General features: G+C 57.9%; 21 protein-coding genes. 13 read left to right on the forward strand and 8 right to left on the reverse strand.

The window, feature by feature from the left end:
* Nucleotides 1–3 precede the first annotated feature (3 nt).
* Nucleotides 4–543, reverse strand: a complete 540-nt coding sequence (locus RDL77_RS01405) for a flavin reductase family protein (RefSeq protein WP_223613334.1) — start codon at nt 541–543, stop codon at nt 4–6.
* 444 nt (nt 544–987) lie between these two features.
* Between RDL77_RS01405 and RDL77_RS01410 the strand changes: the two genes are divergently transcribed.
* From RDL77_RS01410 to bfr, 12 genes are all read left to right on the forward strand, one after another.
* Nucleotides 988–1176, forward strand: a complete 189-nt coding sequence (locus RDL77_RS01410; RefSeq protein WP_288191548.1) for a hypothetical protein — start codon at nt 988–990, stop codon at nt 1174–1176.
* Between the two features lie 21 nt (nt 1177–1197).
* The gene (locus RDL77_RS01415; protein WP_288191549.1) at nt 1198–2280 is read left to right on the forward strand and encodes an alkene reductase; all 1083 of its coding nucleotides are present in this window, start codon (nt 1198–1200) and stop codon (nt 2278–2280) included.
* A complete protein-coding gene (locus tag RDL77_RS01420) occupies nt 2261–2632 on the forward strand; it encodes a hypothetical protein (protein WP_288191550.1) in 372 nt (123 codons plus the stop codon). The genes RDL77_RS01415 and RDL77_RS01420 overlap by 20 nt, the downstream gene beginning before the upstream one ends.
* Before the next feature lie 203 nt (nt 2633–2835).
* The gene (locus RDL77_RS01425) at nt 2836–3018 is read left to right on the forward strand and encodes a hypothetical protein (protein ID WP_223613329.1); all 183 of its coding nucleotides are present in this window, start codon (nt 2836–2838) and stop codon (nt 3016–3018) included.
* A gap of 133 nt (nt 3019–3151) precedes the next feature.
* Entirely contained in the window at nt 3152–3514 is a 363-nt protein-coding gene (locus RDL77_RS01430) for a putative quinol monooxygenase (RefSeq protein ID WP_223613328.1), read from the forward strand.
* A gap of 45 nt (nt 3515–3559) precedes the next feature.
* Nucleotides 3560–3859, forward strand: a complete 300-nt coding sequence (locus RDL77_RS01435) for a hypothetical protein (protein WP_223613327.1) — start codon at nt 3560–3562, stop codon at nt 3857–3859.
* A gap of 92 nt (nt 3860–3951) precedes the next feature.
* Nucleotides 3952–4260: a hypothetical protein gene (locus RDL77_RS01440; protein ID WP_288191551.1), complete on the forward strand. Its 309-nt coding sequence runs from the start codon at nt 3952–3954 to the stop codon at nt 4258–4260.
* 313 nt (nt 4261–4573) lie between these two features.
* Nucleotides 4574–4819, forward strand: a complete 246-nt coding sequence (locus RDL77_RS01445; RefSeq protein ID WP_105732755.1) for a hypothetical protein — start codon at nt 4574–4576, stop codon at nt 4817–4819.
* 139 nt (nt 4820–4958) lie between these two features.
* Nucleotides 4959–5420, forward strand: a complete 462-nt coding sequence (rirA, locus tag RDL77_RS01450; RefSeq protein ID WP_223613325.1) for an iron-responsive transcriptional regulator RirA — start codon at nt 4959–4961, stop codon at nt 5418–5420.
* A 71-nt stretch (nt 5421–5491) separates the two neighbouring features.
* Nucleotides 5492–5806, forward strand: coding sequence for an antibiotic biosynthesis monooxygenase (locus RDL77_RS01455; protein WP_288191552.1), 315 nt, complete (start codon nt 5492–5494; stop codon nt 5804–5806).
* Nucleotides 5807–6229: 423 nt separating this feature from the next.
* Nucleotides 6230–6541: a (2Fe-2S)-binding protein gene (locus RDL77_RS01460; RefSeq protein WP_223613323.1), complete on the forward strand. Its 312-nt coding sequence runs from the start codon at nt 6230–6232 to the stop codon at nt 6539–6541.
* Nucleotides 6507–6992 carry a bacterioferritin gene (bfr, locus tag RDL77_RS01465; RefSeq protein WP_105732751.1) on the forward strand — a complete coding sequence of 162 codons (486 nt, stop codon included), beginning with the start codon at nt 6507–6509 and terminating at the stop codon, nt 6990–6992. Before RDL77_RS01460 ends, bfr begins: the two co-directional genes overlap by 35 nt.
* A gap of 67 nt (nt 6993–7059) precedes the next feature.
* Here bfr and RDL77_RS01470 read toward each other — a convergent pair whose 3' ends face one another.
* From RDL77_RS01470 to pcsA, 6 genes are all read right to left on the reverse strand, one after another.
* Nucleotides 7060–8127, reverse strand: a complete 1068-nt coding sequence (locus RDL77_RS01470; protein WP_288191553.1) for a BMP family ABC transporter substrate-binding protein — start codon at nt 8125–8127, stop codon at nt 7060–7062.
* Between the two features lie 56 nt (nt 8128–8183).
* The gene (locus RDL77_RS01475; RefSeq protein WP_223613321.1) at nt 8184–9104 is read right to left on the reverse strand and encodes an ABC transporter permease; all 921 of its coding nucleotides are present in this window, start codon (nt 9102–9104) and stop codon (nt 8184–8186) included.
* 1 nt (nt 9105) lies between these two features.
* Nucleotides 9106–10197, reverse strand: a complete 1092-nt coding sequence (locus tag RDL77_RS01480; protein ID WP_223613320.1) for an ABC transporter permease — start codon at nt 10195–10197, stop codon at nt 9106–9108.
* Nucleotides 10197–11780, reverse strand: coding sequence for an ABC transporter ATP-binding protein (locus RDL77_RS01485; protein ID WP_288191554.1), 1584 nt, complete (start codon nt 11778–11780; stop codon nt 10197–10199). The genes RDL77_RS01480 and RDL77_RS01485 overlap by 1 nt, the downstream gene beginning before the upstream one ends.
* 140 nt (nt 11781–11920) lie before the next feature.
* Nucleotides 11921–12898, reverse strand: a complete 978-nt coding sequence (locus tag RDL77_RS01490; protein WP_288191658.1) for a quinone oxidoreductase — start codon at nt 12896–12898, stop codon at nt 11921–11923.
* Nucleotides 12898–13650, reverse strand: coding sequence for a phosphatidylcholine synthase (pcsA, locus tag RDL77_RS01495; RefSeq protein ID WP_223613318.1), 753 nt, complete (start codon nt 13648–13650; stop codon nt 12898–12900). The genes RDL77_RS01490 and pcsA overlap by 1 nt, the downstream gene beginning before the upstream one ends.
* Nucleotides 13651–13812: 162 nt before the next feature.
* Between pcsA and RDL77_RS01500 the strand changes: the two genes are divergently transcribed.
* Entirely contained in the window at nt 13813–15012 is a 1200-nt protein-coding gene (locus RDL77_RS01500; RefSeq protein WP_288191555.1) for a UbiH/UbiF family hydroxylase, read from the forward strand.
* On the opposite strand, the gene RDL77_RS01505 is transcribed toward RDL77_RS01500, so the two are convergent.
* Entirely contained in the window at nt 15009–16355 is a 1347-nt protein-coding gene (locus RDL77_RS01505; RefSeq protein ID WP_288191556.1) for an Nramp family divalent metal transporter, read from the reverse strand. The genes RDL77_RS01500 and RDL77_RS01505 overlap by 4 nt on opposite strands.
* Nucleotides 16356–16569: the final 214 nt, after the last annotated feature.

Consider the following 16569-nt stretch of genomic DNA (forward strand, 5'->3'; position numbering starts at 1 on the left):
TGATCACTCGACCGGCTGTGTGATGTGCCGGTATGCGCCGTGCCAGTAGAGCAGCGGTTCAGCATTCCGGCGTAACGTGACAGCGCGCACCCGACCGATGAGAATGCCATGCGAATGCCGTTCGATGGCATCGTCGAGTTCGCAGTCAAGCACCGTCAGGGCATTCTTCAGCGCCAGGGTTCCCGTGGCCAGCTCCTGCCATTCCGCGTCCAGATAGCGGTCTATCCCCTTGCGCCCGCCACGCCCCGCAAAGCTGTCAGCCACATGCCGCTGGTCATGCGCCAGCACATTCACGCAGAAACTGCCATGGCGCTGCAGGACCGGCCAGGATGACGAATCCCGGTTGAGACTGACAATCACCGAGGGCGGGTCAATGGCCAGGGATGAAACAGACGTGGCGGTGAACCCCGTGCGGTCGTTGCCGCGTCCGACGGTGACAACGCTCACGGCGCCCGCAAGGTGGCGCATGGAATCCTTGAACAAGTCAGCTTCCACGGTCAATTCATGCTGGGCGGCACGCGCCCCGGTCTGAAAGACGGACATTTTTTCCTCATTCATTGGATCATCTTGGGGATCACCCTGGGGATCACTCTGGCAGGCGGTCGTTCGGTCGGACGGCCACTCACCCCTGCATTGCAGCACATAGGTATAGCGACAAACCAGATTGTGCTTTGCTCAACCTGCGACCATTCGGCAATTTTGTTTTGCGTTTTTTGGCTATTTCGAGAAACCAAATCTAAAATGTCTGCAATAACGACCGGAGCGCTGGGGATTGATGGTGCTACGCGCGCCGGAATGGCTCAGTCGTGAGTCCCCGGAATCGGCGCCAAGCCACCGCGCAGACAGCAATGCCATTTTGTCCGCGAATGACGAAAACAGACGGAGAGGAGAACTTATTTCCAGTCATTGGCATTTTGAGACAAAATCATACCCAGGAGGCCATCAAAATAGTAATCTCTATCGTGTTAATCGTCTATTGAATGCCCGATGATTGGCACCACCAGCATGGAGAGAACGAATCTGATGGCGTCCACTGACTACACGACCACCCACGTTGCGCCAGCTCAGGCATTCCGGCGCCTCTTCAAAAACAGAGACCGCAGGACTGTCGCGGTGATTTTCACCATTGCCTTTGCATTCCATCTTGCCGCGTTGTTTAATCTCCTGCCCGCATGATCCAGATGAGCGGACGATCCCATGGCTTCCCTGTTCTCTTCGCTGACAATCGGTGATCTCACGCTGCCAAGCAGGATCGTCATGGCCCCGATGACGCGCCACCGCGCGCTGCACGGGAAAATACCCGGCAGCCTCAATGCTCTCTATTATGCGCAACGCGCCAGCGCCGGGCTTGTCATTACGGAGTCAACGGAAATCGATCCGCACAGCAGCGTCGATGTGCCAACCCGCCCGGGCCTCTACAACGATGCACAGCAAGCCGGCTGGCGCCTGGTAACAGACGCCGTGCACGCAGCGGGCGGGCGGATTTTTGTCCAGCTGTCGCATATGGGCAGAGCCGCCCTTCCCGCGCAATTGCGGGATGGCCGTTGGCCTGTCGGTCCTTCGGCCCTGGCGGCTGCCGGAAAAATCTATACGGCAAACGGTCCTGAGCCCTATGTCGAGCCGCAGGCTCTCTCTCCCGATGCCATCGCCGGGATTGTCGGTGAATTCGCCGATGCTGCGGCGCGTGCAAAAAATGCCGGGTTTGACGGCATCGAAATTCACGGTGCCAATGGCTATCTCGTCGATCAGTTTCTGCGCGATGGCAGCAATGTCCGCACCGACGGCTATGGCGGTTCGGTGGAAAACCGCTTCCGCTTCCTGCGTGAAGTCATCGAGGCGGCGAAGGCCTTTTGGCCGGCGGGCCGCATCGGCGTTCGACTTTCGCCGACCAATCCCTTTCAGGACATGAGCGACAGCGATCCCGTTGCGCATTTTGCCGCGATCGCCGCCCTGCTCCAGCCTCTTGGCCTTGCTTATCTGCACATTGTGGCACCGGCCGTTGTGCCCGATGGACAAGCCGATGTTGCGCCTGCCATCCGGGCAGCATTTCATGGTCCGCTGATCGTTGCAGGCGGCTACAGGCGCGAACACGCGGAAGCCGTGCTGGCCAATGGCGGCGCGGATCTGGTTGCCTTTGGTGAAGCCTACATCGCCAATCCGGATCTTCCGCAGCGCTGGCGTATCGATGCCACGCTCAATGCGGCCGACAAATCGACATTCTATACCACCGACGCCAAGGGCTATACGGATTATCCGAGCCTTGAACTTGTTGACGATTGAAAGCGCCGGCAGGAACCAGAATATTTTCACTCCGTGTGGAACCAATCCTTCGCTGAAGCATTGTGTGGGTACTGGTAACCCCAACCAGTCTTGGCTTTCCCCCACAAGCCAACACAGCCCAATCCTCATACCCCTTGAGGATTGGGCTTTTTTCTTTAGCATTGCGGTTCACACAATCGAAACGGAGGAAGCAATGTCCATTGATAGCGCCAAGCAAGCCATCGAGACTGCAATCCATCGCGGTGATTTCAAGAGCATGGGGATTGCCGTCTTCAAGGCAATCAATGCCTTGGAGGAGCGCATCCGGCAAATGGAGGAAGAGATCGCCAGCCTGAAAGCAAAAGTGAACTGAGCTCCGGCCATTCTTTCTTTGAAATGAAAGCTGGCTATGTTAAACTTTCACCAAGTTGAGTGTAGCGGTACCTTGAGCCTGCGCCGCACTGAAACGATGCGTGATATTTTTATCCAGAGTCCAGTTTGTTAGAGCCAAATCAAGCCTCAACCCGTGAAACCCCTTCCGTTTAGGCAGGGGTTTTGCTTGTAAGGATGACCGCTATGAAAATCGTTCTGACGATTGTCGCGTTGCTTCTGATCATCATGGGCACCGTCTGGGCGTTGCAGGGCCTGAGCATCCTCGGCGGCAGTTTTATGGTCGGCCAGACGCGCTGGCTGTATATTGGTCTCGTCACAATCGTGATCGGTGCCATTCTCCTGGTCTTCGCCACCGTGCGGCGATAGCAGGCGGCCTTCCGCCATTCCGCCCATCCATCCCGTCCAAATCCAGACTTTACAATGCCTTGGCTATGCTTCTGTCTGGATTTGTCAGGAGGCCGCTGCTAGAACGGCAAAATGAACGCGGGAGGCGAGTTTCATGACCGAACTGACAATTATCGTAGAATTCGAGACCCATGAGGGTCGCGAAGAGGAATTCATCACGCTCATTCGCGAGCATGCGCGCAAAACACTGGATGAGGAACCGGGCTGCCTGCGGTTCGAGGTCATCAAACCCATTGCGCGGGACGGCACCCCCATTGCCAACAAGGTCATGGTCAACGAACTCTATGCCAATGAAGCGGCGGTTACCGCCCACGAAAACAATCCGCGCATTGCGAAAGTGCGTGCCGCCAATGCACCATTGCTCAAATCCAGCCGGCTGATCCTGGCCAAGTCGCTGAGCCCCAAGCCGGCCGACGGCATGACCACCATGGAACTGAATGCCAGCAATGATGATTGAGGAGCTATGCCTAACGTCGAATGTCGTCGGGCATCGAAATATGCGATGAACAATTCCAGCACTTTTTCATTCTCTGTCCCTGCTGCGGCAATAAGAAGGTTTCCTGTGAAAAACAAACTGGCACTGGCCATGCTTTTGCCCTGTCTTTTGACCATCAGCAATTGCGGTGCCATGCGCTGGATGGATGAGACCTCGAAAGCGTCCGGTCCAACCAGTTGTGCCGGCTGGAACAAGATCCGCATCAAGCCGGAAACAGCTGTCTACCTCGCGCGCAATGATTTCTCGGCCGGAATAGACATCGATTCCCATAATCTCAATGGACAATCGCACGGCTGCTGGAACTGACAGGCCTCGCCTGTCTGTCTGCCGAGCGGGCTTTCTGGAACCAAATGCCGGCGCCACCGTTATTCCCCTGTATCGATGAAAGGAATTCCGGAATGGCAACGAATATATCCAAAGCCCGTGACGCAGCCGAGGAGGATCTGGAAAGCCAGATCGCCGCATTGCGCAAGGAGCTTTCAGGGATAACCCAATCCCTGTCCGACCAGGGTTATGATCTGCTCGACCAGGCGAACGCGACCTACCATTCGGTCAGGCGGCAAGGCCGCAAGGCCGCGCGGTTCGTCGGTGATGAAGCACAGGTCGTGGCAGACAAGGCCAAGGAAAATCCCCTGATCACGGTTGCAGTTATCTCAGCAATTGCCGGGATCGGTCTGCTCGCCGGTTTGAGCGCTTATCGCCGGTAAATGCCCCTGCCCTTGAAATGGGCAATGCGGCCACCTACATCAGCTGCAGAAATTCGGCTCCGTCTTTGACCACGGATGTACTGGCACTGGTGTCGAGCCGAATTCGGAAAGGTCGGGAATTCCCGGCCTTTTTTATTGTCTTTTTGCATCAGCCGCGTCCTTATGGCGAGACTTTAGCGCGTCATCTGTTGCACCCGTGGGACGGAACATCTATGAAAGACAGGAATACAGCCTTGATCGGGTTGGATGAGGTTTTACATTGAGACTGAGCCCCTTCGATTCCAGGACGGGGTGTTGAGAGCGAGCTGCCTGAATGGACAATTTCGAGAAATACGCACTGGCTTTGATGGTCGTATTCGGTGCCCTTATCATTGGCGGCCTGATGGCCGTCCATATCGCATGGGTCCATAAAGCCGGATTTCTCTACGCATTGGCCGCTGCCATTGTTGTCTGGGCTGCCGGATTTGCCGTTCTGTTTGACAAGCCGCGTGTCTATGGTTTCCTGCTGCTTGTGGCTGCTGCTTTCATTACGGCATCGATCGTCGTTCTGGTTCGCTGATCACGCCTGACCCGACTTCCTGTTTTCCCTCGGAAAATATGAAACTTAGGTTCATATTATTATTTACTTTATCAAGAATAATTCTAAAGTAGCTCCTAACCCCAGCATGACCTGAATTCGGGTTGAGAGAGATATTCCCATGCGACTGACCAGACAGACCAACTATGCCATTCGTATTCTGATGTATTGTGCCGCCAATGATGGCAATCTGAGCCGGATCGCCGAAATTGCGCACGCCTACACAGTCTCGGAGCTTTTCCTGTTCAAAATCCTGCAGCCGCTCGTTGAAAACGGTTTCATTGAAACCGTACGCGGTCGCAATGGCGGCGTGAAACTCGGCAAGCCTGCCAAGGACATCACCCTTTTCGACGTGGTGCGCGTGACCGAAGAAAACTTTGCCATGGCAGAGTGCTTTGAGAACGATGCCGCGGAATGCCCTTTGATTGACAGCTGCGGCCTGAATGCCGCCTTGCGCAAGGCATTGAATGCCTTCTTCGAGGTGCTCGCCCAGTATTCCATCGATGATATCGTCAAGACGAGAGACGTGCGCGCCCTCCTCGGCATCGACAATCTGGCACCCCGCCTCGCCACGGCGAGCTGACAGAATTCTCTTGGAGTGACCGGCTCCCAGGATCGGTCCCCAACCACAATCCACATGAATGGAGTTGCGCCATGTACATCGCCATGAATCGTTTCAAGGTTCAGTCGGGCTCCGAAGACGCGTTTGAAACCGTGTGGAAGTCACGCGACTCCCGGTTGTCCTCGGTGCCCGGCTTTGTCGAATTCCACCTGCTGCGCGGTGCCCGGAACGAGGAAGAGAATTACACCCTCTATGCATCGCACACCGTGTGGCGGACCCAGGCGGATTTCACCGCATGGACTCAGTCCGAACATTTCCGCGCAGCGCATCGCAATGCGGGCGATACCAAGCCGAGTTACATCGGACACCCGCAATTCGAAGGGTTCTCCGTGGTCGAGGGCGCCTGATTTAGTCTTTTTGCGACAAATGAGACGTTTTGACACATGCGTAGCCGGCGATGCATTTTGCCGGTCAGGACGGCAAAATCGACGAAATATGATTGAATTGGTTATGTTATTTTCCCAGTTTAGAATTATTCCAAGCTATTGATATCACGGCATATTCAGCGGCCGGCATTTGACAGAATTCGGACAAACCAGTCTTATAGGATCAGTATTGCGAATAACGCATGACCTTTAATGTTAGGGCCTTGAACCCTTGCGATTGGAGGAACCCTTGTCTGGTTCGAAAGTATTTCCAGGTTGCGGAACAATGTTTCCGGGCCAATTTCTGCAAAGCGCCACCTGTCCTGTCACAAGGAGAAGTTCTGACATTGTAAAACTGTCAGGATTTACGGGTATTTATTCTTATGAATATGGCGCTTAGACAACATGCTTGTATGTCATTGCAATATCATTACGCAGAAAGAAATCGAGAATACTATCACTGAACTTCTCGATGCTGACCCGTGGCAACTGATTGTCCCGGCAAAAGTCTACCATGCCATGCAGAAGCGTGGCCGCTGCTGTGGCTGCTTCCCAAACGTCGTTGAAACCATCATAAAGGTGACGGAAGAATATCACCTCCGCCACGGTTCAAACGATTCTGATGCTGTCTCGTTTATCGATCGTGTGCGGGCATTGCGTCACGAATACGGGAGTTCACGGCATGAAAGGCGACAAAAAGGTCATCGAGCGGCTTAACGAGGCACTTTTCCTCGAATTGGGAGCGGTCAACCAGTATTGGTTGCATTATCGCCTGCTGGACGATTGGGGTTACAAGCTGCTCGCCAAGAAGGAGCGCGCCGAATCCATCGAGGAAATGCAGCACGCTGACAAGATCATCGAGCGCATCATCTTCCTCGAAGGCCATCCAAACCTGCAATCCATCGGCGCCCTGCGCATCGGCCAGAACATCAAGGAAGTTCTGGAAGCCGATCTGGCCGGCGAATATGACGCTGTGAAGTCGTACAAGAAGTCGCGTGAGATCTGCGCGGAAGTGGGCGACTACGTCACCAAGGAACTCTTTGACGAGCTTCTGAAGGACGAGGAAGGCCACATCGATTTCCTCGAGACCCAGCTCGACCTTCTCAAGCGCATCGGCGTCGAGAACTATGGTCAGCTCAATGCGGCGCCAGCCGACGCCGCTGAATAAGCGGCCCATCGCTTTCACAAAAAAGGGCGCCCATGGGCGCCCTTTCCTTTTGTATCGCGGCCAAACCTTATTTCGGCAGCTTGTCGTCCACGCCGGCAACGTAGAAGTTCATGCCGAGAATGGTCTTGTCGTCGGCGGTTTCACCAGCCTTCAGCCATTCGGAGCCGTCCTGCTTCTTGACCGGACCGGTGAAGGGCTTCAGCGCACCGGATGTGATCTTCGCCTGGGTTTCCTCGGCCAGCTTCTTCACATCGTCAGGCATGTTGGTGTAGGGCGCCATGACCACGAGGTTTTCATGCATGCCGTGGAAAACATTGTGCGTCTTCCATGTGCCATCGATCACGGCCTTGGCCCGTTCGATGTAGTAAGGGCCCCAATTGTCGACGATGGCGGTCAACTGGGTTTCCGGGCCGAACTTGATCATGTCGGAAGCCTGGCCGAATGCCTTGATCTTGCGTTCCGCCGCAACCTGCATCGGCGCGGTGGAATCCGTATGCTGGGTGATGATATCGACGCCCTGATCGACCAGAGCCTTGGCGGCATCGGCTTCCTTGCCCGGATCGAACCAGGCGTTGGCCCAGATCACCTTGACCTTGAAGTTGGGATTGACCGACTGCGCACCCAGCATGAAGGAGTTGATGCCCTGCACCACTTCGGGGATCGGGAATGAACCGATATAACCGGCAACGCCAACCTTGGACAGCTTGGCGGCAATCACGCCCTGTACGTAGCGGCCTTCATAGAAGCGCGAATTGTACACGGCAACATTGTCGGCCGTCTTGTAGCCGGTCGCGTGTTCGAACTTCACATTCGGGAACTTCTGCGCAACCTTGATCGTCGCATCCATGTAGCCGAACGAGGTCGTGAAGATCAGCTTGTTGCCGGCACGCGCCAGACGCTCGATCGAACGCTCCGCATCCGCCCCTTCAGGCACGCTTTCGAGGAAGGTTGTCTCGACCTTGTCGCCGAGCGCCTTTTCCATCTCCTTGCGGCCCTGATCGTGCTGGTAGGTCCAGCCGAAATCGCCGGGCGGTCCGATATAGATGAAGCCGACCTTCAGTTTGTCTTCGGCATGGGCCGCGCCCGCAACGGCAAAGCTGGCAGCCATGGACAGCGCCATAAGCAGTTTTTTCATTCGTGTTCACCTCTCTGTTAAACCAAAAACCTTGTCTTTTATTCTCGCCCGGCTGCTCAGCGGTCGGGCACGAAGGGTTTGCCGAGGGATGTCGGCGTATTCATCAGGGTCAGCCGCTTGTTCCGCGAAATCAGAACAAGCACGATAATCGTTGCCAGATAAGGCAGCGACGACATGAACTGCGAGGGTATGCCGATGCCAAGCGCCTGGGCGTGCAGCTGGCCGATGGTGACCGCGCCGAAGAGGTAGGCGCCCGCCAGAATCCGCCATGGCCGCCACGAGGCGAACACCACCAGTGCAAGCGCGATCCAACCCCGGCCCGACGTCATGTTTTCCACCCATTGCGGCACATAGACGAGCGATAGTTGCGCACCGGCGAGCCCGGCGCAAGCGCCCCCGAACATCACGGCGAGATAACGCACCCGAATGACCCGCACGCCAAGCGCATGCGCCGAGGTATGATTGTCACCGACGGCGCGCAATGTCAGTCCGGCACGGGTGCGGAACAGGAACCATGTGACGCCGATGGTCAGAAGGATCGACATATAGAAAATTGGATCCTGTCCGAACAGGAATTTCCCGACGACCGGCAAATCCGTCAGCACCGGAATATTCAGGGACTGCATCCGCACGCCGGGCAGCCCGACAAAACTCTCGCCGATCATGGCGGAAGCGCCAAGCCCGAGCAGCGTCAAAGCCAGGCCCGTTGCCACCTGATTGGTCACCAGCGTCAACGTCAGGAAACCGAACAGCAGCGAAAAGGCAGCCCCGGCCAGAATGGCTGCGAACATGCCGAGCCATGCCGATCCGGTGAGCTGCGCGACGCCGAAGCCGGCAACAGCACCCATGATCATCATGCCCTCGACGCCGAGATTGAGTACGCCGGAGCGTTCCACGACAAGTTCGCCCATGGCAGCGATCAGCAAGGGCGTTGCGGCTGTGGCAACCGTCAGGAGAATGGCTTCGAACATGCCCATGTCATGCCCCCTTTGCTGCGGCGTCGCTATGCCGGGTGACGAAGCGGATGCGGTAATAGATGAGCGTGTCGCTCGCCAGCACGAAGAACAGGATGATGCCCTGGAAGATACGCGCCGATTTCTCGGAAATGCCGAGCGAAACCTGTGCCGCTTCGCCGCCCAGATAGGACAGCGCCAGAACCAGCCCTGCGGCGACAATGCCAAGCGGATTGAGGCGGCCAAGGAAGGCAACGATGATGGCGGTGAAGCCATAGCCGGGCGAGATCGTCGTGCGCAATTGCCCGACAGCACCGGAAACCTCGGCAATTCCGGCCAGCCCGGCCAGCGCCCCGGAGACGAGGAACGCGAAGAATGTCAGGCGCCCGGCGCTGAAACCGGCAAAACGCCCTGCCCGCGCGCTGCGTCCCAGCACCTTGATTTCAAAGCCGTTCAGCGTGCGCGACAGCATGAACCAGACAAGGAGTGCGGCGACAATCGCCAGAACAAATCCCCAATGCGCCCGACCCGATGAAGCCCATATCTCGGGAAGGATGGCACTGGAATTGAACTGCACCGTTTCGGGGAAGTTGAAACCCTGCGGGTTGCGCCAAGGGCCGCGCACGATCCAGTCGAGGAACAGCTGCGCCACGTAGACCAGCATCAGGCTCGTCAGAATCTCGTTGGTGTTGAACCGCACCTTGAGGAACGCCGGGATGGTCGCATAGGCCATCCCGCCTGCCATGCCCAGCAGCAGCATCATCGGCAGGACATACCAGCCCTGAAAATCCGGAAAAACCACCGGCAGGATCGATCCGGCGATCCCGCCCATGATCAATTGCCCCTCAGCGCCGATATTCCAGTTGTTGGAGAGGAAGCAGACGGACAGCCCCACGGCGATCAGGATCAGCGGCGCTGCCTTCACCAGCAGCTCGTGCCACGACCAGATCTCGGTCAGCGGCTCGACGAAATAGGAATAGAGCGCGGAAACCGGGTTCTTGCCAAGCAGCGCAAACAGGATGGCGCCGGCAATCAGCGTAAGGAACAGGGCGATGAACGGCGACAGCGCACTGAACAGCGCCGAATGTTGCTGACGTCTGACCAATTCGACACGCATCAGGCGGCCCCTGCACTTGCATGGGCCGACGCGGTATCGGCACCGCCCATCATCAAACCGACACGTTCCATGTTCATCGCTTCAATCGGGACCGATTGCGACAGGCGCCCATGCACCATGGCGGCAATCCGGTCGGAGATTTCAAAGAGTTCATCGAGATCCTGGCTGATCACGATCACGGCGGAACCGCTGCGGGCAAGATCGACAAGCGCCTGCCGGATATGGGCGGCAGCACCGGCGTCGACGCCCCAGGTCGGCTGGTTGACCACCAGAACGGCTGGATTGCGGTCCAGCTCGCGCCCGATCAGAAACTTCTGGAGGTTTCCGCCGGAAAGCGCTGATGCATCTGGGTTTTCCGCACTTTTACGAACGTCCATCTGTACGACGATCCGCTTTGCCGCAAGGGCAAGGCTGGATTGCTGGAGCAGCCGCAACAGGCCGCCGCCGAGGAAGGCTTTTCCATCGGTGGCGTAGCGCGACAACAGCAGATTGTCGGTCAGCGACATATTGGGAACCGCACCATGCCCAAGACGCTCCTCCGGCACAAAGGCAGCGCCCAGCCTGCGCCGCGCGGAGATACCGGATCGTCCAGTGTCCCGGCCGCGAATACGGACAATGTCCGGCCGTTCCTGCAGCACTTCGCCGGATATGGCTTCGAACAGTTCGCCCTGTCCGTTGCCGGCGACACCGGCAATGCCAAGAATTTCACCCGGATTGACCGCCAGCCGGATATCATGCAGCGACACGGAAAACGGGCCGCGCGGCTTCTGTGACAAGCCGTTGACTTCAATCAGTGCCGATTGGGTTGCTGGCGCCGCGTTCGGACGGCGCTCGATGACGTGGATGTCGCTGCCAACCATCATGCGCGCCAGAGAACTTGCGGTTTCCTGGCGCGGATCGCACTGGCCGACAACCTTGCCGTGGCGCAGCACCGTGGCCCGGTCGCACAGCCGCCGCACCTCTTCCAGCCTGTGGCTGATATAGAGGATCGATTTTCCCTCCGACTTCAACCGCTCCAGCGTGACAAACAAAAGGTCGGCTTCCTGCGGCGTCAGCACCGATGTCGGTTCGTCGAGAATGATCAGGTCGGGATTTTGCAGCAGGCAGCGGATAATCTCGATACGCTGGCGTTCGCCCACGGAAAGATCGCCGACGAGGGCATCAGGATCAACCGGCAGACCATAGGTCCGGCCGATGTCCCGCGCCTTTGCGGCGATCGTGTTGAGGTCGGTTTTCTCATCGAGTGACAGCGCGATGTTCTCGGCGGCCGTCAGGGCATCGAAAAGCGAAAAATGCTGGAAAACCATGCCGATACCGAGCGATCTTGCCATCGCCGGATTGGCGACGGCAACCGCTTTGCCCTTCCAGCCGATCTCACCCGAAGTCGGCTGCAGCGCGCCGAACAGCATTTTGACCAGCGTGGATTTGCCAGCGCCGTTTTCCCCCAGAAGGGCATGAATTTCTCCGGTGCCGATTGTCAGGTCGATCCCGTCGCAGGCTTTCAGAGAGCCGAAAATTTTGGTGAGCCCGCTTGCTTCCAGAAGTGGATGCCCAGCCCCGTTTTTATCGCTTATGCTTGTCATAGTTCCCCACGGCCCAGGACGATTATTCTGAAGTGCCCCTAACCATTTCCGATCCTATGTCGGGCAGCATCGATTTGGGAAGTGCAAAACCAGAGGTTGCGGCCTTTTGCGCACACTATTCAAGCATCTTTTTCAGCGGCTTAAGGAATGAGCACTGTTGTTCCGGTCGTTTTGCGCGCTTCAAGATCGCGATGCGCCGTCGCCGCGTCCTTGAGGGCATAGGTCTGACCGATATCGATGCGCACCACACCGCTTTCCACCTGGTCAAAAAGCGCACGCGCTGCATTTTCAAGCGCAGCCCGCGCCGCGACATAGACGAACAATGTCGGCCGCGTCAGGTAGAGGGAGCCCTTGCGCGACAGGATGCCAAGATCGAATGGCGCAACCGGACCGGATGACTGGCCAAAGCAGACGAGCATGCCGCGCGGACGCAGGCAGTCCAGCGACCCGTCGAATGTATCCTTGCCGACAGAATCGTAGACCACGTCGACACCCCTGCCGCCGGTAATTTCCTTCACCCGTTCGACAAAGTTCTCGGTGCGATAGTTGATGACATGGTCGAAACCGTTCTCGAGCGCCAGCTTCACCTTCTCGTCCGAACCGGCGGTGCCGATGACAGTCGCGCCGAGATGCTTGGCCCATTGGCCGGCTATGAGCCCGACACCGCCGGCGGCCGCGTGAAACAGGATCGTGTCGCCCTGCTTGACCGGAAAAGTTTCCCGCAGGAGATAATAGGCCGTCATGCCCTTCAGCATCATCGAACCGGCCTGCTGGAAGGAAATGGAGTCCGGGACCTTGACCAGGCGGTCCGCCGGCATGATGCGTTCCTCCGCATAGGCGCCGATCGGATTGACATAGGCGACGCGATCGCCCGGTTTCACATCGGTAACACCAGGACCGACGCTGAGCACGACGCCCGCGCCTTCATTGCCCGGAATGAGCGGCAGACCGCCGGGCGACGGATAGAGGCCGGTGCGGAAATAGACATCGATGAAATTCAGGCCGATGGCCTCATTGCGCATACGCACTTCGCCGGGGCCTGGCTCACCGACGGTAACATGTTCATAGACCAGCGCTTCAGGACCACCCGTCTGATGAATACGAATTGCCTTGACCATCATGCCTTCTCCGTCCGTCCAAGATTGGGAAATGCCTGCATCACCGCCCCGATGAGGAACAGGTAGATGCCTGTGACCGAAATACCGACCCGCACCCAGAGGGGCGAATCCAGATGCTGGTACAGCGAAAGTACGCCGAAAGCGCACCACAGGAAGAAAATCGTGAGATTCAGCGGCCGCAGGCGCTGCACGCGCACCGGGTGCAGGAAATAGATCGGCAGGAATGAAACGATGGCGGCACCGAGGACAATGGCAAATGCCACCCATTCGCCGGGCTTGACGATGAACAGGGTGAACACCAGCATGTTCCAGACGACCGGAAAGCCCTTGAAGAAGTTTTCCTTCGTCTTCATGCCCGTATCGGCATAGTAGATCGCACTGGATACGACGATGATCGCCGCCGCCAGAAAGGACAGGCCCTCGCCCATGAAGCCGCGCTGATACAGCGCAAAGGCCGGGATGAGCACATAGGTCATGTAGTCGATGATGTTGTCGAGCAGCTCGCCCGACCAGTTGGGCAGCACATATTTGACTTCGAGCTTGCGGGCGATCGGCCCATCGATGCCGTCGACGAACAGCGCCAGCCCCAGCCACCAGAACATGGCCGTCCAGCTTCCTTCGCTGGCCGCGACCACCGAGAGGAACGCCAGGAAGGAACCGGAGGCGGTCAGCAAATGCACCGAGAAGGCCTTGGCTTGTGGTGCCGTCACTTTTTTGGGTTTAACACCCCGGGGCAAAGTTGGTTTTTTCACGGTCCGCGCCAATCTGCTGCATGATACTGATCCGCTTGTCGCTATATGTTACCAAGGACAAACGATTTGCGAGCAGCTTTTCTTGAAAACGACCCAAAGCGCAAGCAATGTTCCTGATATAAACTGTTGAAAGCCAAAACGGCTTGGAAGCGGAGACAGATGATGACCAGCACCCGAACGGATCCCATTGTTGTTGCAGGAACCGGTCATGTCGGCCTGATTGCCGCCATTGCCCTTGGTCAGCACCTTGAAAACGTCGTCAGTCTCGGCGTTATCCCCACTGGCACGGACAAGCGCACGACGGCTCTGATGATGCCCGCCATCCGTTTTCTCCAGCGTATCGGTCTCTGGGACAGCATTGCGCCACATGCTGCGCCCATCGGATCCATGCGCATTCTCGATGGCACGAACCGGCTGGTCAGAAGCCCTGTGGTGACATTCGAAGCCTCCGAGATCGACGAAGACGCCTTTGGCTACAACATTCCCAATGCCGCGCTCACCAAAACGCTCAGCGCCGCGCTGAAGCAATCGCCGGTCCGCCATGTCGCCGCGTCGGCAACCCACTATCATCCGGTGGACAATGCCATGGCAGTCGAAGCCAGTGATGGTTCGGTGTTCACCGCCAACATCGTTATTGCCGCCGATGGCCGCTCGTCTCTGGCCCGGGAAGCCGCCGGTATCTCGGCGCGCACCTGGCAGTACAACCAGACTGCGGTGGTGCTCAGCTTCAGCCACACGCGCGATCATCATGATATTTCAACGGAATTTCACACGGAGCATGGCCCGTTCACGCAGGTGCCGCTTGCGGGGAAACGGTCAAGCCTCGTCTGGGTGACGACACCTGCCCATGCGGCGGAACTTTTGGACCTGAATGCGGAACAACTGGCGGTCCGCGTCGAGGAACGCATGCAGTCCATGCTCGGCGCCGTCACCATCGATGTCGAAGCACAGGCCTGGCCGCTGTCCGGCCTTGTCCCGAACGCCTTTGCCCGCAACCGCGTGTTTCTGGCGGGCGAATCGGCGCATGTGTTTCCGCCCATCGGGGCGCAGGGACTCAATCTCGGTGTCCGGGACGTGGAAACGCTGCTTGATACCCTGCCGTCCGGTGGCAGCGATCTCGGTGCCACGGCGGTTGTCTCAGCCTATAACCGCAGGCGCAGCCCCGACATCATTGCCCGCACCGGCGCGGTCGATGCGCTGAACCGGTCATTGCTGTCGGATTTCCTGCCCGTGCAGATGGTCCGCAGCGGCGGCCTGGAGCTGCTCCGCACCTTCTCGCCGCTGCGCAGTTTTCTCATGCGTGAGGGTTTGCGCCCCGGCAGCGGCTTTCGCTGGCCACGCCGGGAAGCAAAGCGCGCCTAAACGAGAACAAAGTCCATCAGCAGCTTGATGTTCAGCACGGCAATCACCACCGCAATGATCATGGCAAGCACCGTGAGCCATTTCGGCGAGACCAGCACACCCATTTTGGTCTTGCTGGCGGTGAAGATGACCAGAGGGAATACGGCAAAGGACAGCTGAAGACTGAGCACGACCTGCGTCAGGATCAAAAGCTTGGCCGTTCCGCTGTCGCCGTACCAGACGGTCACCGCGCCCGCTGGAACAATGGCAATGGCACGGGTGATCAACCGGCGCAGCCAGGGCGCCAGCCTGATTTTCAAAAAGCCTTCCATCACGATCTGTCCGGCCAGCGTCGCCGTCACCGTCGAGTTGATGCCGCAGCACAGCAACGCGATACCGAACAGGGTCGGGGCGAAACCCCAGCCGAGGAGCGGCGCGAGCAGTGAGTGCGCTTCACCGAGTTCCGCCACTTCGGTCCGCCCCGTCTTGTTGAAGGTCGCGGCGGCAAGGATCAGGATCGCCGCATTGATGACCAGGGCAAAGGTCAGCGCAATGGTGGAGTCCCACGTGGCATACTTCAGCGCCTGACGCTTTTCCGGCGTGGTGTGGCCGTAGTCGCGCGTCTGGATGATGCCGGAGTGCAGATAGAGATTGTGCGGCATCACCGTCGCGCCGAGAATGCCAAGCGCGAGATAGAGCATTTCCGGGTTGGTGACGATTTCCGTTGTCGGGGCAAATCCCTTGATCACGGCAGCCCAATCGGGATCCGCGAGGAAAATCTGGATGCCGAAGCACAGCGCGATCACGCCCAGCAGCGTGATGATCAGCGCTTCCACCCAGCGGAAGCCAAGCTTTTGCAGATAGAGGATCAGGAAAACATCGAGCGCGGTGATGAGGACGCCGAGTTCAAGCGGGATGCCGAAAATCAGGTTGAGACCGATCGCGGTGCCGATGACTTCGGCAATGTCGGTGGCAATGATGGCAAGCTCCGCCATGAACCAGAGCGTATAGGCAACCGGCCTTGGAAAGGCATCGCGGCAGGCCTGCGCAAGATCCCTGCCCGATCCGATCGCCAGACGCGCGCAAAGCGCCTGCAGGACCACGGCCATGATGTTGGAGACCAACGCGACGACAAGCAGCGTGTAGCCGAACTTCGAACCGCCGGCGAGCGATGTCGCCCAGTTTCCCGGATCCATATAGCCCACGGCAACCAGATAGCCCGGTCCCACAAAGGCTGCGGCCCTGCGCCAACCCGGTCCCGCTGTCCTGACAGCAACCGAGCGATGCACATCCGAAAGCGATGCATCACCCCGTTCGCGCCGCCAGCCTTCGTCCGTATCGGCTGCCTGCCGCAAGGAATCCATGAAATACCTCTAATCGCAATTGCAAATCATTCGCAATAGTACACAGAAAGCCTTTGCCCACAAGGGCCGTCTTCCTGCGACGAAACAGCCCACGTTGGGAGGGAAAGACGCCAGCATGTCCGGGAGAGTTCGAAAAGCCTGCAGCACGTTTTGTGCGTGGTTCGACAAGCTCACCATGAGGGAAAGTGAGGATTGCAGGGAGCCATGTTCTGCA

Source organism: uncultured Phyllobacterium sp., from assembly GCF_902479695.1.
In the GTDB taxonomy this organism is placed as follows: Bacteria; Pseudomonadota; Alphaproteobacteria; order Rhizobiales; family Rhizobiaceae; genus Phyllobacterium; species Phyllobacterium calauticae.